The sequence below is a fragment of the Dolichospermum sp. LEGE 00240 genome (assembly GCF_015207875.1).
Lineage (GTDB): Bacteria > Cyanobacteriota > Cyanobacteriia > Cyanobacteriales > Nostocaceae > Dolichospermum > Dolichospermum gracile.
Map to the genome: position 1 here is coordinate 1 of NZ_JADEVZ010000078.1, position 23,973 is coordinate 23,973.

The 23,973-nt window shown below is 37.3% G+C and carries 23 protein-coding genes; 18 read left to right on the forward strand and 5 right to left on the reverse strand.

Annotated features, from left to right (window positions below; genetic code table 11):
• The coding region (locus IQ226_RS20540) for a transposase (protein ID WP_193898463.1) at nucleotides 1–218 on the reverse strand (218 nt) is incomplete at its 3' end.
• Between IQ226_RS20540 and IQ226_RS20545 the strand changes: the two genes are divergently transcribed.
• Both IQ226_RS20545 and IQ226_RS20550 read left to right on the forward strand, forming a co-directional pair.
• The gene (locus IQ226_RS20545) at nucleotides 218–871 is read left to right on the forward strand and encodes an AAA-like domain-containing protein (protein ID WP_193898465.1); all 654 of its coding nucleotides are present in this window, start codon (nucleotides 218–220) and stop codon (nucleotides 869–871) included. The genes IQ226_RS20540 and IQ226_RS20545 overlap by 1 nt on opposite strands.
• 30 nt (nucleotides 872–901) lie before the next feature.
• On the forward strand, nucleotides 902–4,906 hold the full coding sequence (locus IQ226_RS20550; RefSeq protein ID WP_193898467.1) for an AAA-like domain-containing protein: 4,005 nt from the start codon (nucleotides 902–904) through the stop codon (nucleotides 4,904–4,906).
• On the opposite strand, the gene IQ226_RS20555 is transcribed toward IQ226_RS20550, so the two are convergent.
• Both IQ226_RS20555 and IQ226_RS20560 read right to left on the reverse strand, forming a co-directional pair.
• Nucleotides 4,886–5,254, reverse strand: a complete 369-nt coding sequence (locus tag IQ226_RS20555; RefSeq protein WP_193898469.1) for an aspartyl protease — start codon at nucleotides 5,252–5,254, stop codon at nucleotides 4,886–4,888. The genes IQ226_RS20550 and IQ226_RS20555 overlap by 21 nt on opposite strands.
• Nucleotides 5,251–5,568: a hypothetical protein gene (locus tag IQ226_RS20560; protein ID WP_193898471.1), complete on the reverse strand. Its 318-nt coding sequence runs from the start codon at nucleotides 5,566–5,568 to the stop codon at nucleotides 5,251–5,253. Before IQ226_RS20560 ends, IQ226_RS20555 begins: the two co-directional genes overlap by 4 nt.
• 363 nt (nucleotides 5,569–5,931) lie before the next feature.
• On the opposite strand from IQ226_RS20560, the gene IQ226_RS20565 reads away from it, so the two are divergent.
• The 9 genes from IQ226_RS20565 (at nucleotide 5,932) to IQ226_RS20605 (ending at nucleotide 11,674) form a co-directional block, all read left to right on the forward strand.
• Nucleotides 5,932–6,351, forward strand: coding sequence for a hypothetical protein (locus IQ226_RS20565; RefSeq protein ID WP_193898473.1), 420 nt, complete (start codon nucleotides 5,932–5,934; stop codon nucleotides 6,349–6,351).
• A gap of 542 nt (nucleotides 6,352–6,893) precedes the next feature.
• Entirely contained in the window at nucleotides 6,894–7,325 is a 432-nt protein-coding gene (locus IQ226_RS20570) for a hypothetical protein (RefSeq protein WP_193898480.1), read from the forward strand.
• Nucleotides 7,326–7,860: 535 nt separating this feature from the next.
• Complete coding sequence (locus IQ226_RS20575; RefSeq protein ID WP_193898482.1) at nucleotides 7,861–8,253, forward strand: hypothetical protein; 393 nt, start codon at nucleotides 7,861–7,863, stop codon at nucleotides 8,251–8,253.
• A 131-nt stretch (nucleotides 8,254–8,384) separates the two neighbouring features.
• Complete coding sequence (locus IQ226_RS20580; protein WP_193898484.1) at nucleotides 8,385–8,885, forward strand: hypothetical protein; 501 nt, start codon at nucleotides 8,385–8,387, stop codon at nucleotides 8,883–8,885.
• Nucleotides 8,886–8,921: 36 nt separating this feature from the next.
• The gene (locus tag IQ226_RS20585) at nucleotides 8,922–9,434 is read left to right on the forward strand and encodes a hypothetical protein (RefSeq protein WP_193898486.1); all 513 of its coding nucleotides are present in this window, start codon (nucleotides 8,922–8,924) and stop codon (nucleotides 9,432–9,434) included.
• Nucleotides 9,435–9,471: 37 nt separating this feature from the next.
• Nucleotides 9,472–9,846 (forward strand): hypothetical protein, encoded by a 375-nt coding sequence (locus tag IQ226_RS20590; protein WP_193898488.1) that lies wholly within the window; start codon nucleotides 9,472–9,474, stop codon nucleotides 9,844–9,846.
• Nucleotides 9,847–9,949: 103 nt separating this feature from the next.
• Entirely contained in the window at nucleotides 9,950–10,252 is a 303-nt protein-coding gene (locus IQ226_RS20595) for a hypothetical protein (RefSeq protein ID WP_193898490.1), read from the forward strand.
• A gap of 25 nt (nucleotides 10,253–10,277) precedes the next feature.
• Entirely contained in the window at nucleotides 10,278–10,607 is a 330-nt protein-coding gene (locus IQ226_RS20600; RefSeq protein WP_193898512.1) for a type II toxin-antitoxin system PemK/MazF family toxin, read from the forward strand.
• A 185-nt stretch (nucleotides 10,608–10,792) separates the two neighbouring features.
• Entirely contained in the window at nucleotides 10,793–11,674 is an 882-nt protein-coding gene (locus tag IQ226_RS20605; RefSeq protein WP_193898492.1) for an EamA family transporter, read from the forward strand.
• Between the two features lie 92 nt (nucleotides 11,675–11,766).
• On the opposite strand, the gene IQ226_RS20610 is transcribed toward IQ226_RS20605, so the two are convergent.
• Both IQ226_RS20610 and IQ226_RS20615 read right to left on the reverse strand, forming a co-directional pair.
• On the reverse strand, nucleotides 11,767–15,264 hold the full coding sequence (locus IQ226_RS20610) for an AAA-like domain-containing protein (protein WP_193898494.1): 3,498 nt from the start codon (nucleotides 15,262–15,264) through the stop codon (nucleotides 11,767–11,769).
• 49 nt (nucleotides 15,265–15,313) lie between these two features.
• A complete protein-coding gene (locus IQ226_RS20615; protein ID WP_193898496.1) occupies nucleotides 15,314–16,732 on the reverse strand; it encodes an AAA-like domain-containing protein in 1,419 nt (472 codons plus the stop codon).
• 431 nt (nucleotides 16,733–17,163) lie between these two features.
• Between IQ226_RS20615 and IQ226_RS20620 the strand changes: the two genes are divergently transcribed.
• The 7 genes from IQ226_RS20620 (at nucleotide 17,164) to IQ226_RS20650 (ending at nucleotide 23,950) form a co-directional block, all read left to right on the forward strand.
• Entirely contained in the window at nucleotides 17,164–17,598 is a 435-nt protein-coding gene (locus tag IQ226_RS20620; protein ID WP_193898498.1) for a hypothetical protein, read from the forward strand.
• A 253-nt stretch (nucleotides 17,599–17,851) separates the two neighbouring features.
• On the forward strand, nucleotides 17,852–18,133 hold the full coding sequence (locus tag IQ226_RS20625) for a hypothetical protein (protein ID WP_193898500.1): 282 nt from the start codon (nucleotides 17,852–17,854) through the stop codon (nucleotides 18,131–18,133).
• Between the two features lie 161 nt (nucleotides 18,134–18,294).
• Nucleotides 18,295–18,696, forward strand: a complete 402-nt coding sequence (locus IQ226_RS20630) for a hypothetical protein (RefSeq protein ID WP_193898502.1) — start codon at nucleotides 18,295–18,297, stop codon at nucleotides 18,694–18,696.
• Between the two features lie 187 nt (nucleotides 18,697–18,883).
• The gene (locus tag IQ226_RS20635; protein ID WP_193898504.1) at nucleotides 18,884–20,059 is read left to right on the forward strand and encodes a hypothetical protein; all 1,176 of its coding nucleotides are present in this window, start codon (nucleotides 18,884–18,886) and stop codon (nucleotides 20,057–20,059) included.
• A 536-nt stretch (nucleotides 20,060–20,595) separates the two neighbouring features.
• Nucleotides 20,596–20,991 carry a hypothetical protein gene (locus IQ226_RS20640; protein WP_193898506.1) on the forward strand — a complete coding sequence of 132 codons (396 nt, stop codon included), beginning with the start codon at nucleotides 20,596–20,598 and terminating at the stop codon, nucleotides 20,989–20,991.
• A gap of 450 nt (nucleotides 20,992–21,441) precedes the next feature.
• Nucleotides 21,442–21,882: a hypothetical protein gene (locus IQ226_RS20645; protein WP_193898508.1), complete on the forward strand. Its 441-nt coding sequence runs from the start codon at nucleotides 21,442–21,444 to the stop codon at nucleotides 21,880–21,882.
• 724 nt (nucleotides 21,883–22,606) lie between these two features.
• The gene (locus IQ226_RS20650; protein ID WP_193898510.1) at nucleotides 22,607–23,950 is read left to right on the forward strand and encodes a histidine phosphatase family protein; all 1,344 of its coding nucleotides are present in this window, start codon (nucleotides 22,607–22,609) and stop codon (nucleotides 23,948–23,950) included.
• The last annotated feature ends 23 nt before the right edge of the window (nucleotides 23,951–23,973 follow it).

The following is a 23,973-nucleotide window of genomic DNA, read 5'->3' on the forward strand; positions in this document are numbered from 1 at the left end:
CGCCAATTGCGGAAATATGTATATACAGTTTGCCATGGGGGAAAGTCTCCGGGTAAGTTTCGCCATGTACATCCTTGAGTTAATACATAAAAGATGGCATTAAGTACGCACCAAATATCTACTTCTCGTTTTCTACCACCAGTTTTAGCTGCTGGAATTAAATGTTCTATTAGTTCCCACTGTTCTCTAGTTAAGTTGCTGGAGTATACTTTACTCATTGCTCTCTACGGTTCTGTATCTTTGTATTTACAGATTATACCCGGAGAGCTTTTTTTACTCAACTTCTAACTTTTCAAACACCCTCTTACAAGATTTTCTGCTTTGGCTAAGAACCAGACATGAAAATGCTAAAAATAATCAAATATGGCGTAAATTAGCATTTATTTTAGCCTATTCTACTGATGGATATCCTTTATTTCAGTTAAATTTGTCTTCATTATATAATGTAGGTAATCCACAAGAATTAAGAGAGTTTAATACAGAAGAAATTCAAAATTTATCTTTAAGACATGGTCTTAACTGGCAGATTATCCAGGTGGAAAGTTTAAAGCAAATAATAGGAGGACATCCTTTTTTAGTTAGGTTAGCTATGTATCATATCATTCATGAAGAAGTGACATTAGAAGAAATTTTAAGTAAAGCTGCTACCAATGAAGGAATTTATAATAATTATTTAGGTAGATTACTGAAAATTATTCGTGATTCTCATCTGACAGAGAGTTTAAAGAAAGTTATTCATAGTTTTACCCCAGTTGAATTAGATCCAATAGAAACCTTCCAACTATATAGTATTGGTTTAGTCACAAAAAAAGACAACAAAGTTGAACCTAGATGTCAGCTATACCGGGAATATTTTACTACGTTTCTTTAGAAAGTCTATTTATTATCGGAGGATAAAAAAATGAGTAGTTCATTCTATAAAGTTGGAGGAACATTACCAACAAATAGTCCTAGCTATGTGATCAGAACAGCAGATACAGAATTATTTAATTTATTAAAGCAAGGGGAATATTGCTATGTATTTAACAGTCGTCAGATGGGGAAATCTTCAATTAAAGATCAAACTCAACATAAGTTAAAAAAAGAAGGATTTTTTTGTATTGATATTGATCTACAAGGTATTGGAACTCAAGTTACTCAGCAGGAATGGTATGTTTCATTTATTTACAATCTGTTGAATGCAATTTCTTTAGAACAACAAATAGAAATAGATTTAGGTAGTTGGATAGAATCAAGACCATATCTATCATCTAGTCAATTGTTAAATAATTTTGTTTCCCATGAATTATTAACTTTAGTCCAAAAGAAAATTGTAATTTTCATAGATGAAATTGATTGCTCATTCAGTTTACCATTTCGAGATAACTTTTTTGCCTTGATCAGATTTTTCTATAACCAGAGAAATCAAAATATAAATTACCACAGATTGACTTTCTGTTTGTTAGGAGTAGCGACTCCAAGTGACTTAATTAAAAATCCAGTAGAGAGTCCTTTTAATATTGGTAAAGCTGTGGAATTAAATGGCTTTGAGTTTCATGAAAGTTTAGTTTTGGCTGAAGGTTTAAAAGGATTAGCTAGTAACGAACGTGAAACATTGAAACAAGTTTTATATTGGACTGGGGGACAACCTTTTTTAACTCAAACTGTCTGTGATTTGTTAGTTAAGTCAGATATTAAGGTATCTGAAGGAAAAGAACAATTAACTATTCAGCAGTTCGTCTATTCTCAAATTATCAAAAATTGGCATGATTATCAACATTTTGATCAAATCAAAACCAGATTGATTGCTAATGAAAACCGAGTTGGAAAATTATTAGAAATTTATCAATATATTCTCAAGCATGGAACTTTTTTGGGTAAAGAAAAAGAATTTGAATCAGAACTAAGACTGTCTGGTTTAGTAGTTAAAAGGAATGGAGGTTTAGAAGTTTTTAATCCTATTTATCAAGAAATTTTTAATCAAGATTGGGTTCAGGAACAGTTAGATACTATACGACCTTATTATCAGTCCTTTAATTTATGGTTAAGTTCTGGTAAAAATCCAGCTTATCTATTAACCGGAGAAGTTCTGATTCACGCTTTAGCTTGGAAACAGAATAAAAGTATTAGTAAAGATGATGAAGAATTTTTAAATGATAGTAAATTAACTGAACAGTCCCATGAATTTGGCAAACAACTCGCAATAGAAAATGAAGCAAAACAAATTTTAGAGCTTGCTAAACAACAAGCAGAGAAAGATAGAAAGATAGCTGAACAGGAAAAGCAAAAAGCCCGCAGGTTATTAATTGTTTCTATAACTGCTAGTTTATTAGTATTAACTGGTACATTAATTTTTGCGTTTATCCAAGTTACTAAAGCTGAAAAAGCATCTCAAAAGGCTAATCAAGCAACTCAAGAGTTAACTAATACAAAAAAAGAACGAGATAGAATTGGAAAACAGATAACTCGTGTGAGTCGAGAACGTAGTCAAATTGAGTTAAGAGCAAAACAAGTAAATCAGCAATTAATTTTAGCTCAAGGTAATTTAAAAAGATTGGAAACAGACAGAAATAAAGCTCAACAACAGGTTGGGGAATTTCAAGTACAAAAAATAGCTTTAGAAAAAGAACGTCAGGTGATTTTAAAGCAAAAGCAAAAAGCGGAAGTTCAAAATCAGGAAAATCAAAATGAGTTACGAAAAATTGAGCTTAATCTGCAAGTGAATCGTCAAAAACTAGAAGAGTCTGTCAGAAGTTTAGAAAGAGCAGAACAATTGCGACAAGTAGCTATTAAGGGAACACAATTAGAACGGGAAGGAACTCATATCATTCGCAGATTTTTATCAGATACAGAAGATCAAATTGCACTTTTAATTGAGTCAATGAAAACTGCACAAGAGCTAAAACAATTAGTTGGAAATAGCAGTTTAGATCAATATCCGGCTATCAGTCCTTTAAATGCTTTACATAATATTCTAGATTATAACCGCGAAAAAAATCGTTTTGGTGATATTCCTTATACTGATAAATTTGTAGTTATTCCTAATAATCAACACCTGGCTTTTATTTCCACATTTGGTGATACAACTGCTATTACTGATTTGAAAGGTAATGTAATAACCCGATTAAAAAGTGAGTTTGGGAAAGATAGTGTAAGAGAAGTAGCTTTTAGCTCAAAGGGTCGGATTTTAGCGACTGTTGCCATGGATAACACTACTAGAATTTTAGATTTTGATGGTAAATTACTAGCTGAGTTTAAAGTTTTTGAGGAAGTTCTTAGGAATAGTTATGGTTTATTTTTTAGTCCAGTTTTAAGTATGGTTTTTAGTCCTGATGCTAAACTTTTGGCTACAGGAATGAGAAATAATACCATTAGACTTTGGGATCTTAAAGGCAATTTAATCAAAGAATTTAAAGGACATGAAGGAGGTGTAAATAGTGTAGTTTTTAGTCCCAATGGTCAATTTATTGCTAGTGGTGCGGATGATAATACCATTAGAATGTGGGATCTTCAAGGCAATTTAATCAAAGAATTTAAAGGACATCAACAAAGTGTTAAAAGTGTAATTTTTAGCCCTAATGGTCAATTTATTGCCAGTGGTGCAAATGATAATACAGTTAGACTTTGGGATCTTAAAGGCAATTTAATAGAAGAATTTAAAGGACATCAAAAAGGTGTAAATAGTGTAGCTTTTAGTCCTAATGGTCAATTTATTGCTAGTGGTGCAGATGATAGTACGGTTAGACTTTGGGATCTTAAAGGTAATTTAATAGAGAAAATGAAAGGACATGAGCAAAGTGTTAAAAGTGTAGCTTTTAGTTTAGATGGTCTTTCTGTTTTTAGTTCCTCAGATGATGAAACTGTTCGTGTATGGGATCTTCAAAGCAGTTTTATAAGAGAATTTAAAGAACATTGGCCTAATGTCAGAAGCATAACCTTTAATCGGGAGGGTAATTTAATTGCAACTGCTTCAGAAAATAAAGCTGGTCGTATTTGGGATCTTCAAGGTAATTTAATAGCTAGACTAGAAGGACATCAAGATTGGGTGACGAGTATAGCATTTAGTCCAGATGGTCAGTTTTTATTTACGAGTTCATGGGATAAAAAAATTCGGATTTGGAATCGTCAAGGTAGTTTAATTAGGGAATTTAAGGCTTATGACGAGTATATTAATGACATGATTTTAAGTCCTAATGGAAAGTTGATTGCGACTGTTCCCATGGGTGATACTGTAAAACTTTGGGATATTAAAGGAAATTTACTAAAACAGTTTAAGTTTAAAAAAAGTATCTTTCTAACTATAAATTTTAGCCATGATAGCAAGCTTTTAGCTATGGGTTTATCAAAGGAAGTTGGTCGTTTAGAGGGTATTCGAGGTAAAGATTTGGTACTTGCTGTTGTTTTAGATATTGAAAGAAATGTAGTAGTCACAAAATTAAAAGGACATAAAAAGGATGTTCGTAGTGTAGCATTTAGTCCTGATGATCAACTCGTTGCTACTGCTTCAGAAGATGGTACAACCCGTGTTTGGGATCTCAAAGGTAATTTAATTAGAGAGTTAAAAGGACACGAAGGAAGTGTTAATAGTGTAGTATTCAGTCCTGATGGTCAACTTATCGCTACTGGTTCAAATGATAGGACTATCCGACTTTGGGATTTGAAGGGGAATGTGGTTAGAGAATTTAGGGGACATCGCAGGGGTGTCAGCACTATAGCTTTTAGTCCTGATGGTAAATATCTCGCTTCCGGTGCAAGTGATGGAACGGCTCGATTATGGCGTGTAGAAACACTATATGAATTGCTTGCACGGGGATGTCATCGGCTAAGTGATTATTTTATCTCTCACCCGAAAGTTTTAAAGGAACTACCCGTGTGTAAAAAGATATTACACAACCCTATAGATTTCTCAAACTATCTCCAAACTTAAAACATCTGCGGACATATCCGCAACTAATCGCATAATCTTCAACCATTGACTACCAAGTAAAATTTCTGTAATTTCCTCACCACCATAAACCGGAATTTCAAACTCTCTTCCGTCAATACGTACCTTTCCTAAATAAATCCTAAAAGTATTGATTCCCTGCGCTGTTTTGAGTGGTCTTTCCCGCAAAAAACGCCAACCTAATGCTTCTAAATCTTGAGAATTAACAGCAAGTAACTCTGTAAAACCAGTATCTAACATTGCTGTTACTGGTAATTCTAAATCATCAGCAGTAATTAAATCAATTTCAAAAAAAATCTCCCCATCACTTCCAAAATCGCCTAGAATCATATCCTACCAGCTACTCCAGTTTCATTAATCACAAAAATAAAGGGTATAGCAGTTGGATGTTTTTGCAAAAACATTTGAGTAACAACTTCTTCATCTTTATCAAGGAAATAATCTCCACTTTCTGAATCAACTGCCATAAACCAGTTATAATGATTTTTGATCAAATCTGGTTGCAATTTTTCAAAAACCACTCTACAGCGTTGATGATGAGTTTCCAGGTCACTTCTATACAGATTGATCCTGTCTTCTGTCCACTGAATTTCAGGAAATAATCTGCCTCGACGTACCACTTTATGAGATTTAGTTTCAGTCATATTTTTACACCTCTTAATAAGATGAATGTAAATTAATTTTTCTAAATATATTATACAAGGTTGAGTTGAGAAAACCCAACAAACTATATATACCTAAAACACTTGATATGTGGTGTCATCTTATGGCGATCGCTACGCCGCAGGCATCGCATCTACAGTAGCATCGCTTAAATTGCAATTGTACACCCTCTTGAGAAAAAATCTATAATTGTTCCATTTTTGTGGTCTTGATTGAAAATTTTTTCATGCACTTATGGAATTTAGCTAATCCACTTGATTTTTTTCAACAGTTACAGTGATATCAGAACTAATTAAGAAATTAATTCAATTTATCTATTCTTCCCAAAAATCAATGCTTTAATTATGAGCAATAAACAAAAATATAAACCAGGAGTAAAAATTACTATGAACAAGTTTCATAAATTTTGGGTGGGTACAACAACCGTTCTGCTCACTGCTGTAATGCTAACTTCCTGTAGTGGAGGTACATCTAGCAATACTGGTGGTGGTACACCTCAATCTCAAAATAACAATAATAATCCTCAACGTACTACTACAACTCCTGCAACTCAACCTGATCGTACTACTACAACTCCTGCAACTCAACCTGATCGTACTACTACAACTCCTACAACTCCTACAACTACTTCTTCATCGCAATCGCAGCAAGCACGACTTGAACAATTTCAAGCAGAAAGAGATGCTTTTTGGGAAGAACAACGACGACTTGACCAAGAAAGTCAAAGACAATCCAATTGTCTTGCTACACTTGATGGATGCTAGGTTAATATATCCTATTTTCTAGGTTGAGTGATAACCGTAAATGTAAGGAGGGATAGAGTCACACGGTGTCTTGATCTAGGAACAAACCCTTTTGATTCTAAGGTTAAAGCTTGTGCTACAGAGGTTGAAATAGCATATAATAAAGCACTTGCTTTTATCCGAAATTAAAGTTGTAAGTTGGGTAGAGCAACAGCAAAACCCAACATTTCCAAACAGAAGAATATTTTCAACCACTATTTCATTAAAACATCATACCTGCTCTAGGAGATTTACCAAGCTTAACGCCGTAGGGTGCGTTCCCTAATGCAAGTCCTACCGCTCCACCAATAGATTTTTGGGGAACGCACCATGCACATTGATTGAATCTGTGAGTTTAAGTGCGATCGCCAAATATTATAAAGTACAATAAAAGTACTTAAACAAAGGGCTAAAAATGGTCAAATCAACTTTGTACACGACAGCAAAAGTCGTAGGTTGGTTTAACATGGCAAAACCCAATATCAAATATTTCCCACTAGACATATATTAACAAGGACATTACCATGAAAAAGTTCCATAAATTGTTGATAACTACTACAGTCATAGCATCTATATTTGGCTGGAATATTCACAGCACTCCCGTTGCAGCCCAGCTAAAAACTTATAAATGTGAAAGTTATAAAACAATAGATGGTCAACGGAAATATCGTGTTACTCCTGCAATAGCAGGTAGTTTTACTGGTCCATATCTTATGGGTGGAAAAGTAAGTTCAGAAGCTTGTTTTGTTCCATTGACAAAAAAACAGTGTTTTTTTAAAAATAATGAACCTGACCCTATAGGATTGACTACCCACGAATGGTACAACTGCGGACAAGAGTGGTTACGCCCCGGATTTTGGATCAAAACAGACTTTGGGAAAGGGGAGATAGTAGAAAATAATAATGGCAAAAAGTATCATGTTTTTTCAACACTTGTAAAATTTACTTTTCAATAGTGTGATCGCCTATCTTCTCGGTTAGGTAATATGATATTTTTTCTTGCTCCCAACCTAACTAATTTTCAGTTTTTTCTATCTGTTAATAACTTACAAAAACTCTCTTTGAACTTTTAGTAATCAAGGACATCGCCATGAAAAAGTTTCAGAAATTGCTGATAATTACTACAGTCATAGGATCTATATTGGGCTGGAATATTCACACAACTCAAGCACAAAATAGTCTGGAATTGATTGAAATCTCAGCTAATACAATAGATTCGATAAAAGATAACAGCCGTAGGGTGCGTTCCCTAATGCAAGTCCTACCGCTCCACCAATAGATTTTTGGGGAACGCACCATGCACATTGATTGAATCTGTGAGTTTAAGTGCGATCGCCAAATATTATAAAGTACAATAAAAGTACTTAAACAAAGGGCTAAAAATGGTCAAATCAACTTTGTACACGACAGCAAAAGTCGTAGGTTGGTTTAACATGGCAAAACCCAATATCAAATATTTCCCACTAGACATATATTAACAAGGACATTACCATGAAAAAGTTTCATAATTTGCTGATAACTACTACAGTCATAGCATCTATATTGGGCTGGAATATTCACAGCACTCAAGCACAAAATAGCCCCAAATTAATTGCTGCTTATAATTCAACCAAGAATGACAGTGATGTAGGAATAAAGCAAGACTGTATTTCGTTCTTTTATGACAGTGGGGATTTTCTAGAAAAATGCTCATCTTTCATTAACAGTGGTTACACCCGTCCGCGGACAAGAATTACCAATATACAAGGTATTTGGAAACGTACGGGAGATTTAATTTATGTTCGGGTGAGAAGTTCAGCAGGATTATCTGGTGAGAGAAAATATCAAATAATTCCAGATGGGTTGCTAAATTTGGACACAGGTACTCGTTTAACCAAACAATGAATTAATTAACCAAGATAGCGTAATGTGAGCGATCGCCTGCGGTGGGTATAATGCGCGGTATAATGCGATCGCTATCAAAAATTATCCGGTTTAGCCTTTAACTATTTATTGACGTTATTCACGACATTACCATGAATCACTTATCTAAACTCATCATCGCTGCTACAACCATAGGATCATTTCTTAGCCTTCCTCTGGGTGAAACGTTGGTTCAAGCTCAAGATGCAGCAGTTCTTCAGTGCGTTCAACAATATACAAATTTAGGTGTTTCTCCAGATACAGCATTAGCACAGTGTCAAAAAAGCAATCTAGCTGAATGTGTTCAACGTTTGATAAGTAAAAAATATGTTGCTAAATCAGTTTCCCAAACTAATGGACGTTATTTAGTTGATTTAGGTGACAGTGATACAAGATGGCTAGAGGGTAAAAGCTGGAGAGACAAAGGATGTAGCGCCCACACAGAAGGTCAATATAAAAGACAAAGTGACAATCGGCGCGAGTTTGGAGGTAGACGTTCCTACGAGTGGTTTAGACAGGGTTGGTGTTCAAAACCACAAATAGAGTTGGAGCAAAATTACTCTGTTGATGAAGCAAAAACACTTTGTGAATTAGGTTTACAGCCAAAAGAATAATTAACATCCCGAAAATCTTACTCAAAGGAAATACTCATGAACACATTTCAAAAGTTGTTGATGACTACGACTGTCATCACTTCTGTATTAGCCGGAAATATCAACTTGGTACAAGCACAAAACAGATCGGAATTGCTTGTAGTTCATCAACTCCCAACTAACACGGAAAATTTCAGAAAAGGTCAGACTATCTTAATTGCTCAATCTCAACCTAGTATTGGTGATACGGTTCAGTTTGCCGTTAATGCAATCCACAAACTTAGACAACAAGGAAAGATTAATCTTCGTCGAGATGGTAATTACACTTTTGGTGATATTAGGATAGAGATAGATAATGTAAAACCAGAGTTGCTGAATCAAAACCCATCTTCTAGAGGAAATTTTAATCCTTTCGCAAATTGGATCACAATTAAAAATCTTAAACAAGACATATCTGTCACTGTTCAAGTAGTAAGTTCTAACTCTTATAAATCCATAGGTTACAGTACACCCAAGCGTGTTCCTGGTAAATCTATTGATTTGTGCTGTACAATTTACAATCCTAGATAAAACTTTGTCTTACTGTTTAGTAATTAAGGAAATTACCATGAAAAAGTTCCATAAATTACTGATTACTACCACCGTCATAGTTTTTATATTTGGTTGGAATATTCACAGCACTCCCGTTGCAGCCAAGCCAAATTATATAGGAAGATGGTACAATGTGGGACTTAGTAATGAATACATTTCTAAATATAGAGTCTTTCAAAAAGATGGTAAAGTTCATGATTATTATCAAAACGTGAAAACAGGTTATAATGGCTCATTAAATTGGTGGAACTATCAAGTCCTTTCTAATGGTTCAATCAGAGTTTTTAGTCTATTAAAAGAGACTTGCGCGCTAACTAAGATTAATAAAATGCAATGCTACTCTCACGGGGATAGCCTCGGTGATTTGGTCCGATCTGGTAGGTTGGGTTGAGGAACGAAACCCAACAAACTATTCCATTAGGGATGATTATAATTAATTGTGCGATCGCCGATATTATAAACTACAATAAAAATACTTAAACAAAAGGCTGAAAATGGTCAAATCAACTTTGTACACGACAGCAAAAGTCCTACCAGGAAATAGAATTGAAATTCAATCTCCAGATCTGACTGTAGGACAAACTGTTGAAGTAGTTATTTTGGTTGAAGAAGTTAGTTCTGATTCTTCTACCACCGAAGATATCTCTCCATCCTTAAAACAGCGTCTTGCTTTTCTGAAGTTACCAATGACTGAACGTAGGAATATTCTCGAAAGTCAAGCTGATATAATGCTCTCTCACTATCAACAAGATTCTGAATGGCAAGAGTTAATGGCAGGTGACATCATTGAGTATTAACCCTGATCTGCCAAAACGTTGAGAAATTTGGTTAGTCAACTTCGATCCTACTGTTGGTGCAGAAATCAAAAAAGTGCGTCCTGCTGTCGTCATCAGTTCGGATTCAGTAGGAAAGCTTCCTATCAAGCTTATTGCTCCTATTACAGACTGGAAAACATATTTTTCATCAAATTTCTGGCACGTTAAAATTGAACCTAACAGTATCAATAGATTGAATAAAGATTCTGCAATTGATACTCTCCAACTAAGGGGAGCGGATTTACAAAGGTTTATTCGTAAATTAGGGAGGGTTTCTGAAATTACAATGCTGGAAATTATAGCTTCCATTGCTACTGTAATCGCATTTGAGGTCTAACAAATCATTGCACCCGACCGTGTGTTAGATAACTTGTAATCATCTAAATGTAGTGTAATGTGAGCGATGCCTGCGGCGGGCGTAGCGATCGCCCCTTCTAGGTAATTGCAGGTTAGTTTGACAAAAGGAAACCTAACACTACTTATTTACATCCCACTATCTAATATTTACTACTCTTAAACTCCATGACTTGGCTATACTTCTCACTGGCGGCTGCTACCTTTGAATCTCTGCGAGATGTCTTGAGTAAAGTTGTAACAAATAAAGGCAATCAACCCTTAGATGAGTATTTAGTTGCGTGGGCGCTAAGGACATTTACTCTAATTATTTATATTCCTTGGTTGCTATTATCACCTAACCCAGTACCTGCGATCGGGAAAGATTTTTGGTGGGCTTTGTTAGCTGATGCTACTCTATCCACTATTGGCGGCATTTTATATATCAGGGCGTTGCGTTTTGGGGATATATCTTTAACCATACCGTTAATGGGATTTTCGCCGTTATTTTTAGCGATCGCTTCTCCTTTAATTCTGAATGAGTTTCCTGGAAAAGCACAACTTATAGGTATTTTATTAATATGTTTTGGTGGATATTTTTTAAATTTAAAACCCAAGGAAAATAATTATCTCGCACCGTTAACATCTTTGATGACTACCCAATCTTCTCAATTAATGTTAATAGTAGCCTTCCTCTGGGCTTTAACTACTTCTTTTGATAAAGTTGGGGCAAAAAATTCCTCACCATTATTTTTCTCAGCTTCCCTCTATTTTTGTACAGCTATCATGACTTTGCCTATTGTAATAATTTGCTCTCCTAATTGGTTTTCTAAGTTAAAAAGTAATTTCTATAAATTAGTTTTATTAGGTAGCTTAAAAGCAGTTGATATGTGGTGTCATGTGATGGCGATCGCATCTACAGTAGCAGCAAATTCGGTAGCGGTAAAACAAACCAGTTTATTGATGACTGTAGGATATGGCTATTTCCTCTTTCATGAAAAAAATATTAAACATAGATTGTTAGGTTGTATTATTATCATTGTTGGTGTATGTATATTAAGTATTTTTTAGAGTATTTTCTAGCGGAAAAAAAGTTGATAATTCAGACCATCAAAAGGAGGAGTATGAATTTTTTTTCAAGGTATGGCTGAGAACATCGCAAGTTAGCGAGAAGTTTTCAGAGCTTGTTGACAGACGGGAAGTTCTTGTAAGTCTCGCGGGTGGGAGACAAAGTAATCTTTCAGCCAATGACATCCCCGGACGAGTAAAGCGTCTAAATCTTCAATCGGCCAAAGTCTGACGGTTTTATCATTTGAACCAGTGGCGAGATACTTACCATCGGGACTAAACGCTACACTTTTGACATCCTCTCGATGACCTTTGAATTCTGCGAGGATATTGCCTTGCAGATCCCATAAGCGAGCCGTATTATCATTTGAACCAGTGGCGAGATACTTACCATCGGGACTAAACGCTACACTATCGACATTCTCCTGATGTCCCTTGAATTCGACGAGTAAATTACCTTGCAGATCCCACAAGCGCGCCGTATTATCCGTTGAACCCGTAGCTAGATATTTTCCATCGGGACTGAAGGCTACACTGATCCTGCTACGAGAGCCTTGATGATTCTTGAATTCTACGAGCAAATTACCTCGAAGATCCCAGATACGGAAAGTTGAGTCTCCTGACCCAGTGGCGAGATATTTCCCATTGGGACTAAAAGCCACACTTGTGACAGTTTCTCGATGCCCCTTGAATTCTACGAGTAAATTCCCTTGCAGATCCCAAAGACGAGCGTTTCCCTCAGTTGATCCCGTGGCGAGATATTGGCTATCGGAACTCAAAGCAATGCTTGTTAAATTCCCTTCGTGTGCCTTGAATTCTACGAGTAAATTCCCTTGCAGATCCCACAGACGGGCGATCCAGTCCCATGACCCCGTGGCAAGATATTTACCGTCGGCACTCAAAGCGACACTCGTGACATGACGTGGATGTTTAAATTCCACCAAGGAATTACCTTGAAGATCCTCAAAACGAGCGGTGTCATCCCATCCCCCTACCCCCGTGACGAGATATTTGCTATCCGCAGTAAAAGCGACACTTTGGACAGAATCCCGATGTTTTTTGAATTTCCCGATAAGATTGCCTTGGAGATTCCATAAGCGAGCGCTTCGATCCGATGATCCTGTAGCGAGATACTTGCCGTCAGGACTAAAAGCAACACTGTTGATTACATCCCGATGCCCTTTAAATTCCCCGATAAGATTGCCTTGGAGATTCCATAAGCGAGCGCTTCGATCCGATGATCCCGTAGCGAGATACTTGCCATCAGGACTAAAAGCAACACTGTCGATTCCATCCCGATGCCCCTTGAATTCCACTAGGGAATTGCCTCGAAGATCCCAAAGGCGAGCTATTTTACCCCATGACCCTGTGGCAAGATATTTACTATCGGGACTAAAAGCCACACTTGTGATAGCCTCTCGATAGCCCTTGAATTCTACAAGCATATTGCCCCGAAGATCCCAAAGACGAGCCGTATGATCCCTTGAACCCGTGGCGAGATACTTGCCGTCGGGACTAAAAGCCACACTTGTGACATCCTCTCCATGCCCCTTGAATTCCACAAGCATATTGCCCCGAAGATCCCAAAGACGAGCCTCAGTATCCCTTGAACCCGTGGCGAGATATTTACCATCGGGACTAAAGGCGATACTCCAAACAACAGATTGCCCTTTAAATTCGGCGAGCAAATTTCCTTGCAGATCCCAAAGGCGAGCGGTACTATCCATTGCGCCCGTAGCGAGATATTTACTATCGGGACTAAAGACAACACTCACAACAACATCCTGTCCAGGCCCCTTAAATTCTACAAGAGAATTACCTTGTCGATCCCAAAGACGAGTGGTTCCATCACTTGATCCCGTGGCGAGATACTGACCATCGGGACTAAAGGCAACACTGCCGACGGAAAAGCGATGACCATCTAAATGATTTTGTTCCCTTATTCCATCGAGAATAGTCCGTAAAGCGAACAGAAGTCCGGGGCTAGAGTATTTATCGATCGCCCTGGTTTTCACGATCGCCTGTAATTCTTGGCCTCCGTCGATCGCTTCTAATAATAGCTTTATCTGTCCCTCACCCTCCCTTTCAAAACGTCTAGCTAAACCTATCCCCCGTTGCTCTAATCGCGTTACCCCGATGGCAGCTTGACGGGCTTTTTCCGCCTTGTTAGTTTGAACAGTCGCAAAAATCAATGTTCCCGCTATGATCAACGCACTGGCAATGATTGATCCGATTAAAGCTTTTTGAGCTTTCTTTTTCGCTTTCTCTAGAATTTTTTTCGCTTCTCTTTCCGCCTCAATTTTCTGAGCGGAGTCTTTATCCTTTTGGGCTAACTTACTATCTCGGATAAACTCCTCATCCTCTCGGGTTAAAAATTTTCCCTCTCTCCAAATATCCGCCCGCGCCGTTTCAGTCTCGTCCAACAAGTAAGTATTATTTTTCTCCGAAGCAAGCCAAGCATTCAAAGCGATAGCATAAGGGCGTAAACTATCTAACTGCTTTTGTACCCACTCCAGGGAAAAAACCTCTCGATAAATAGGATTAAAAATCTCTAAATCTGCATTTCTCTTAACAACCAAACCCGATAAGCGTAACTCCGATTCTAACTGATTTCCCTCGGTAGTAAAATAACCATTTTGTAGAATATGGCGATAAATTTCCAACAACTTTCCAGTCAATACTTCTTTTGCCAATAATCGATTTTTAATGCTTCTTAAATGGATAGGCTCATCTTGTCCTTCCCAGTTACGGATGATTGATGAGTAGATGAATTCCTCGATAAAAGACTTTTCTTGACCTTCCCCAATCCTAATCTGAGATTCAACCAACAAAGCGCAAACTTTTTGTGTTAAAAAAGGCTGTCCTCCCGTCCAAAATAAAATCTCTCTCAAGACTTCTTCTGGAACACTCGCCACGTCCTGTAGTCCTTGCGCTAAAACTAAACTTTCATTAAATTCAAACCCTCTTAGCTCAATAGCTCGACCAATATTAAACGGACTCTGTAAAGGATTTTGAATTAAATCATTCGGTGTTGCTACTCCTAAAAAACAAAACGTTAAACGATTAAAGTCATCGTACTCTGCCCGCTTTTCATGAAAAGTACGAATCAAACCAAAAAAATTATCTCTAAAAGATAGTTCTAAAATTCTATCAATCTCATCAATAAAAATTACTAAATTAGAAGAAGTAGATGGCAATAAAATTTCCGCCATAAAATCCGAAAAAGAGCTAATAGCTCCTTGTCCAGAGAACCTCGACCAGCATTCATTGAAATCAGTTTGTTTCTGCAAGTTTAAATTGCGAAATATTTTTTTAGAAAACTCGCGATACCACTGATTTTCAGAAATAGATTGGCTACAGTCCATCTCCTGAAGCGTCAAATAAACACATTGATTTCCCTGGGCATTAGTAGCTTCTAGACGCATTTTTACTTGAGCCTGAAGAGATGACTTTCCCATTTGGCGACAGTTAAAAACATAACAAAAATAATTTTGTTTTAACAGTTCATATAACTGATCATCCGCAAAACGCTTGACATAGCTCGGCGTATGGGGATTGAGTCCGCCTCCATATTTATAGAAATTTTTAATCATTGTTTATTCCTGAACTAGGTTGGAACGGTATTGCTAAAATAATTGCAATTTAAAGGGCTAAATACCTTGTAAAATATTCGCGGTATAAGCGACAGCGTATCTCAACACCGTCTGTTGTTTTTAATACTAATCCCAAGCTATATAAATCAAACGTTTCTATTGGATTTAGCACTACAGGTCGATTGCTTTCAATGACTTTTTTGAGACATTCCTTGAGACTATATTGACAAATACTCCTATAGAGGCGAGAGAGATACTCATGATAAATTCCTACCTCAGTTTCCGCCTTCTCTAAGATAGTCTCCAGTGTTTCTTTCTGTTGGCTTAGGGAGTACATAGCTTGGCGAATCAAATAGGGATGCCCTCCAATCATTTCTTGCAAATCTTTTCGTTCTGTCTCTGTCAATCTGAGACTATGTTTTTGAGATAAATTTAAAACTTCCTGATCATTAAACTCTCTCAACTCTTGTCCTTTACCTACGTTTGACAGAGGAGATCCAGCCAGGCCTTTGATTACATAATCATCTGTAGAATAGGCCAAAATCAGCACTAACTTTCGCCACAATTGATTGTTTACGCCTTTTTCATGCCATGCTCGTAATTTTTCCAAGAAATCTATCAACGCTGGATTCTTACAAACACAGAGCAAATTATCTAAGCCAAGAAATATTGGTTTATCAATTTGGCTAAGGATAAAATCCTCAAGAAAATAATCACAAGCCGAGGAAGCAGGAGACTCCTTATCCCATTGTGACCTGAGATTTTCACGAATATCAAGTCCGATTTGACGGCCGATTTGGTTACATAGCCATGGATAAAAAACATCTGGAGTTAAGATCTCGCGGTCAGTATTTAGGTCTAAATAGACGGCCTTACCTTGACCATTTTTAACCATTGTATTGTTTAACAATCGTCTCATTAATGATGTCTTCCCCATCAGATTCGGCGCTTTTAGGCGTAACAAGATAGCTTGCTCTCCAGCATTATTTAAACAAGCATAACAATTCTGCTCAATAGGAGAACGTTCCTGATAATAAATTGAATCAGTGGAAACAAGACCATTGGGCATAGGAGAATTGTTTAATTCATATTGTTCTAGTGCGTCTATGGTCACAAAATCAGGGATATACATGGCGCAATTTTTAATAACCTGTCGTAAATCATCTGTTAAATTTCCCGTTGATTCAACGCCAAAAGTCTGGCAAATTCCCCGTAAATGATGCGCTAGTAGGGACTGTTCCATTAATTGGCCGGCTTCAAGCATCTCCAACCGTTCTCGTTGTCGTGGTGGCAAGTTTTCTCGATTTCTTTCAGTCAACACCTCACGATCAATCCAAACCGTCTTATCTCCACGAATTGACTGATATGACTTCCCCCGCAGGAGACGACGCAAAATTCGTTTTTGAATAGGCGTTAGTTGCTCATGATAAATATTATCAAATGCTTCTGGTGTTAATCGTAGTGGCATTTTAGGCTTTCTCCTGAGCAAGTTTCTTTAAACATTCTAAGTAATGCCTGTCGACCTGCCACTTCTAAGTAAGTATACTTAGGGTAAAGCCTTTGGGATCTCAGGCAACTCATCCAGTCTAATAATAGAATATAGTGCGATCGCTACCCAACAAACTATACCTAAAACACTTGATATGTGGTGTCATCTTATGGCGATCGCTACGCCGCAGGCATCGCATCTACAGTAGCATCGCTTAAATTGCAATTGCACACCCTCTTGAGAAAAATCCATAATTGTTCCATTTTTGTGGTCTTGATTGAAAATTTTTTCATGCACTTATGGAATTTAGCTAATCCACTTGATTTTTTTTCAACAGTTACAGTGATATCAGAACTAATTAAGAAATTAATTCAATTTATCTATTCTTCCCAAAAATCAATGCTTTAATTATGAGCAATAAACAAAAATATAAACCAGGAGTAAAAATTACTATGAACAAGTTTCATAAATTTTGGGTGGGTACAACAGCCATAGTTTCTATGTTTGGCTGGAATGTAAATATAGCTCAAGCGCAATCTTTACCAGCACATTGCACTGGAGCAGCGATCGGTTCTTTGTTGGGTTTAGTAATTACAGGTAATGCTAGAGCAGCAGCAGACGCAATTCCCGGAGAATGTAGGCAAAATCAAAATTCTCCTTCCTCTCAATATCAAGAACCAAATCCTACAAACCCAGTTCTTAAACTCCCTAACACTGACCTCGACCCTAATCGCGAATGGTTGCGGGGTTCGATGAGAGATACAGATCGCTTCATTGGTGGTAGTGGCTGGCGCAGTATTGAAAACAATCCAGGCGGTTGGGATTCAGGCGGTTGGAGGCGGTGAGGAATCCAGGCGGTTTTTAATAGTTGTAGGTTGGTTTGACGAAAGGAAACCTAACACCATTCTTTGTTTTGTCGGTTGGGTAATATGATTTTTTTCTTGACCCCAACCTAACTCACTTTCAATTTTTCCTATCTATTAATTTGCAAAAACTCTCTTTCAACTTTTAGTAATCAAGGACATCACCATGAACAAGTTTCATAAATTGTTGATAATTACTAGTGTAATAGGATCTATATTTGGGTGGAATATTAGCGTGACTCAAGCACAATCTAATCTTTCTCGAAGTGAATGTAAAAATGATTCTTCCTTCAAAACTGCTTATGATAGCGGTTGGTCGGATGGTTTTAATCTAGGTAAACCCAATAATTCTTATCAAGGTGGAAACCGTCTTCGCTGCTACAACATTGGTTTTTCAGATGGATTGATGACATCTGCAAAAAGAGACACATCTGAGACTTATTTATATATATCTTGTCTTGCCAATAGACTAAACAATCCTAGTCGTGTGTGTCAAGAGCCGAAAATCAAGTTTTAGTTGTAGGTTAAGTTGACGAAAGGAAACCTAACACCATTCTTTGTTTTGTCGGTTGGGTAATATGATTTTTTTCTTGACCCCAACCTAACTCATTTTCAGATTTTACCATCTATTAATTTGCAAAAACTCTCTTTCAATTTTTAGTAATCAAGGACATCACCATGAAAAAGTTCCATAAATTATTGATTGGTACAACGGTCATAGTTTCTATGTTTGGTTGGAATGTAAATATAGCTAAAGCGCAATCTCGTACTACATACAGATGTTATCGGGATAGCGAGGGAACAACTAGGGTGAAACCCAGTATTCCTGGTTCTGTAGTCCAAACAGGAGGTTGCTACATCCCAGTATCTTTTGGTCGGTGTGTTGCACATAAAGGACTTTTTAATTTTCCTTTACCTGGTAGTCCTCCTAATCCATCAGGATTCGATCAATGTACTACGGTTTCACCTAAAGTTATTGAAGATTCAGCCACAGGTAAAAAATACTATTTTCTTGAAGATGGTCTTCCTGGAGGTATGAATGGTGAGAAATATGGCACTGGTGTTGTTTTACAAAAATAGGTGGAATTAATCAATTCAAAGTTCAACATTTAACAGAATCACCCACATTTGCGTATTGATTTGTGCTGTAGGATTTATAATCCTAGTTGTAGGTTGGGTTGACGAAAGAGAACCCAACATTACTAGAAACAATCTAACTAACAATTTCTGAAATAAACAAACACAAAACAAATAGAGGATATCAAAAATGGGAAATGGGAGTTTCGGTGATACGCTCATTAAGCTGGGTGTAACTGCCGCAGTGGGATATGGTGCCTACAGAGGCGTTAAGTATCTGGGTAGAAAGGCTAATGAGTATGCTCACGAACAAGAGAGACAAAAGCTATTTGAGGCACAACAGCAAATGTATGCCCATCAGCAACTTTTAGCATCGCAAAGACGAGAGCTAGAGAATCTAGTGCAGCAGTGCCAAAGCCAATACAACCTTGCATTGGAAAAGCTATCTGCAAGTGATTTTGGAGGAGCAATTCATACCTTTAATAAGCTTTTACTTATTTTAAGACAGATTGGAGAACCTAATGGGGATTTAAGGAGTATTTATGCAGGAATTTACAGGTTTATGGGACAAGCCCAGTTAAATTTAGATGATTATCAGGGAACTATCAGCTCTCTAAACCAGACTATTACTTATGATTCAGACAATGCAGAAAGCTATGCTCTAAGAGCAATTGCTAAATTTCAAAGTAACGATCAAGGTGGGGCTAAGTCTGATATTGCAATAGCAGTTAGCCTAGCACCTTCAGATTCTCGTTATCAATCAATTCAAAGTGAAATTTCTCAAGCTGGATCTAGAAATACAGGAACACAGGAAAAAGAAGTTTTGATTCGTTTACACGAAAATACTGTCAATGCTGTACTAACTCAGTTTCAGACAAGGGGACCTGAACTTGTTGATGTCTTTGGTCCTATTTTAGGAGAAGAAGTTTTTCTTCGTGTATTGTTCGCATCTCAACTCTATATTGTAAGTGATATTGAGATGCAACTACTTTCAGCCATTCCTCAAATGGCAGCTACATTGCCAAGAACTTTTGTTGCATATTGGAAATTTAAACAGGAGAATAGTCTCCTGGCCATTTATGATGATGTTCTTAGCATCTTTGGCAAGAAATCTCCTCAAATTCAAAAAGCTTCTATTGGAAGTGCTGTAAAAGCTTTGCATGATGTTGAGTCAACGTTATTGGCACTACCAGAAGTTAAGTCTCAACTTGCAACTCTAGACTGGATAGAGCAAAATGCTCATAAACAGGCATTTACTGTTGCCTCCTCTGTTTCTAACAACCAGCATCAAATGGAAACAATTGTGCCCGTTGTAGCTAGATTTAGTAAATCTATGACTAATGCTTTCCTAGAGGTTGCAATGTGATTGTTTGGAACCTATATCCCACCTTCCGCACCGTAAACTGTCACACAACGAAAAATGGTCCTTTGGGGATTTGAGATTGGCGAAGTGCTTACAGCCTATCTTCCGCACCCTCAACTGTCACACAACGAAAAATGGTCGTTTGGGGATTTGGGGTTAGCGATCGCTACCTAAAATTTCTACCTTTTCGTATAAAAATCATCCTTTAATGTATTCAAAAATCCGAAATTACCGATTGTGACACCGGGTAGTGCGGAATGTGGGTTACAGCAGCGCTTCGCTATCGCCACCTAAGATTTAGACTATTTTGTATTAAAATTATCCTCAAAGGTATTCAAAAATCCGAAATTACCGATTGTGACACCAATGGGTGCGGAATGTGGGCTAGTATTTTGATGAGAACGCGGGAATGATTTTGGCAAGTGCGATCGCCTATCTTGTCGGTTGGGTAATATGATTTTTTTCTTGACCCCAACCTAACTCATTTTCATGTTTTCCTATCTATTGAAGCAAGAAATTAACCAGGAGTGAAAACTACAATGTCACAGCAATCCGAACCACCTAAAAGTTTCTTATTTTTTATAGGATGCTCACTTGGACTTCTTGGGAGCTTTTTCAAAAAAGACCTTAGCTTATTCGACCAGATTGTTCAAAGCCTGTTTTTTGGCTCGTTTCTGGGAATTATATTATTGTTTCTCTCACTCCGAGAAATAGGATGGATTATCATGTTATCTCCTTTTTCATTTTTAATGAGTGAAGGTAATGAAGAAGTAAAGAAGCAGTTCCTTTTTTTGCTAAGTTGGATCTTGCTTTTTAGTCTCACATTGTTTGTTAGCATAATATCACCAAATGCAATTATAGGAATAGTTGGTTCAGGTTTAATGTTTCATTTCGGTTGTCATCATGTTGTTGAATGGCCAGGTGGTCGAAGCTAGTTATATTTTGATAGAGCGACTGTTTTTTTTGTCTGTTAATTTGCAAAAACTATCTTTTAGGGTTTAGTAATTAAGGAGATTACGAGATTCCCATGAAAAAACTGCATAAATTACTGATGACCAGCACCGCCATAGTGTGTATATTTAGTTGGAATATTCACAGCACTCCCGTTGCAGCCAAGCCAAATTATATAGGAAGATGGTACAGAGGAATTAGTACTGAAAACATTTCTTTTTATAGAGTCTTTCACAAAGATGGTAAAGGTCAGGATTATTATGAACACGTGAAAACAGAGTTCCTACGAGTGGTTTAGACAGGGTTGGTGTTCAAAACCACAAATAGAGTTGGAGCAAAATTACTCTGTTGATGAAGCAAAAACACTTTGTGAATTAGGTTTACAGCCAAAAGAATAATTAACATCCCGAAAATCTTACTCAAAGGAAATACTCATGAACACATTTCAAAAGTTGTTGATGACTACGACTGTCATCACTTCTGTATTAGCCGGAAATATCAACTTGGTACAAGCACAAAACAGATCGGAATTGCTTGTAGTTGATCAACTCCCAACTAACACGGAAAATTTCAGAAAAGGTCAGACTATCTTAATTGCTCAATCTTCTCATCCACGTCAAACTTGTCAAAATCATTCCTCTAGGAAAACAGCTTACTCCAGTGGTTGGTCGGCGGGTTTTAATGGAGGTATATTCAACAATACATATGAAAATGAACGCAGTCGTAATTGTTATGATTGGGGTTACACGGATGGGAAAATTGAAAAGAATAAACTGGATATGCAAAAGATGCGTATGGACTCGTTGATATATCAGTCGTGCCTTTCTACTCGACTTTTAGATCCTAGTATTCAGTGTCGGCAACCTAATTATTAGTATCCGATAGCCGGTAGTGTAAGCGATCGCCTCCAGTGGGTATAATGCGATCGCTATCAAAAATTATCCAGTTTAGTCTTCAGGGGAAACGCATCTAAATTTTATTGACAAAATACCGTTTTCATGTATAAACCAATAAATCCCAATTTATCGTTTGATTGATTTTTCAGGGTCATAGTGGTGGATTAAATTATTGTCAATAAGTTGTCATTAATGCGAATATTTTGGTCATTATTGTGATTTAATTGCCCTTATTGATAAGATGCGTTTCCCCTGGTTTAGTCTTTAACTACTTAATTATTAGTATCTTATCCCTATTAGTGTAAGTTTCTGTGGGCATATTGCGATAAATTTTAAAGTGCAAAATATCGTTATTTGGTATGAACGCATGGGAAGGTCATGGTTAGAGAAATTAAATTTCATTTAGATGAAAATGTCACTAATGCGATCGCTAGTGGACTTCGCAAACGAGGAATTGATGTAACGACAACTCCAGAGCAATTGGGAATAACTTATTGAGTAGGGTGCGTCAGATAGAGGGAATCTGTTTTTTTGTCAAAATATCGTGTCTGACGCACCCTACAAGGGATAAAATTTACCTCACATATTTGGGGAATCTTGTCAATGCGTAAATCCTATCATCCTTTAATCCTGGATATCCTGATTCTGACTTCCTGGTACATTTTGTAGTAAAATTAGTGCTATTTAAGAGGAAAGTAAAAAAATGACCCGTGTGATCATCGTGCGTCATGGACAAAGTACCTACAATATAGAAAAACGTATTCAAGGGCGGATTGATGCCTCATCATTAACCGCAAAAGGTCAAAATGATGCCAGTCAAGCAGGTAAAGCCCTCAGTAGTATTTCCTTTCAAGCTATTTATAGTAGTCCCCTGCAACGGGCAAAATCAACGGCGGAAATTATCCGCAGTCAATTGGCTACACAAGCTCCCATAATTCAAATTGATGAACAATTGGTGGAAGTTGATTTACCTCTTTGGGTAGGAATGACGACGAGTGAAGTCAAAGAGAAGTTAACAGCAGATTACCGCACCTGGAAAGAACGTCCCCATGAATTTCACATGGTTTTACAGGGGGAGTCCGAAACTAGAGAACATTTCCCAGTTTTAGCATTATATACCCAAGCTAAACAATTTTGGCAAGAGATTCTTCCCCAGCATCAAGGTGAAACTATCCTCATTGTTGGTCATAATGGCATTAATCGCGCCTTAATTAGCACCGCTTTGGGAATTTCCCCCAGTCGCTACCATTGTTTACAACAGTCTAACTGCGGTATTAGTATTTTGAATTTTGCCGGTGGTTTAGGTGAACCAGTACAGTTAGAATCTATGAATCAAACCCAACATCTGGGTGAAACTTTCCCTTCTCTACGTCCTGGTCACAAAGGTGTAAGATTATTATTAGTCCGTCATGGGGAAACGGAATGGAATCGTCAAGGCAAATTTCAAGGACAAATTGATATTCCCCTCAATGATAATGGCAGAAACCAAGCCGCTAAAGCCGCAGAATTTCTCAAAGACGTAAATATTGACTTTGCTGTTAGCAGTACCATGTCCCGTCCCAAGGAAACAGCGGAAATTATCTTAAAGTATCACGCCAGTTTAAACTTAGAACTATTTGCTGGTTTGAGAGAAATTAGTCATGGACTTTGGGAAGGCAAATTTGAATCAGAAATTGAGCAAGAATTTCCTGGAGAATTAGAAAGTTGGCGCACAATCCCCGCTAATGTGCAAATGCCAGAAGGGGAAAATTTAACACAGGTAAAAGAACGCAGTGTTGCTGATTGGAATACCATAGTCGAAAATGCCCAAAATCAGCAATTACAAATAGGATTAGTAGTTGCCCATGATGCCACTAATAAAACTTTGTTATGCCATATTCTTGGTTTATCTAACGAAAATTTCTGGAACTTCCGTCAAGGTAATGGCGCTGTGAGTGTCATTGATTATCCTGATGGTATTCAAGGTTATCCGGTGCTGCAAGCAATGAATATTACAGGGCATTTAAGTAATAGTGTTCTCGATAAAACGGCGGCTGGGGCATTGTAATTGAGTAGGGAGAGGGTTGGGAC